The sequence below is a fragment of the Chitinophaga varians genome (assembly GCF_014529945.1).
Classification (GTDB): Bacteria; Bacteroidota; Bacteroidia; order Chitinophagales; family Chitinophagaceae; genus Chitinophaga; species Chitinophaga varians.
Genome location: NZ_JACVFB010000052.1, coordinates 1 through 316, shown reverse-complemented (window position 1 = coordinate 316; position 316 = coordinate 1). Strand labels below are relative to the sequence as shown.

General features: G+C 50.6%; 1 pseudogene. It reads left to right on the top strand.

The annotated features are described in order from the left end of the window. Positions 1–316: pseudogene (locus tag ICL55_RS35005) on the top strand (polyketide synthase); the annotation flags it as partial.

Genomic DNA, 316 nt, shown 5'->3' with positions numbered 1-316 from the left:
GGTAAAACCAACGGTTACAGCGTGCCTAATCCCAATGCACAGGCGGCAGCCATTAAACGCGCATTGAAAGAATCCGGAACAGATCCCCGGCATATCAGCTATATAGAAGCACATGGCACAGGCACCAAACTCGGTGATCCTATTGAAATAGCCGCATTGGGCAAGGCTTTCGGACGGGAAGAAAAAGGATTCTGCCTGATCGGTTCTGCCAAATCCAATATTGGCCATTGTGAGTCTGCGGCGGGCATTGCGGGCCTGACTAAAATATTATTGCAGCTGAAACACCGGCAGATTGTGCCGTCGCTGCATTCGAAAC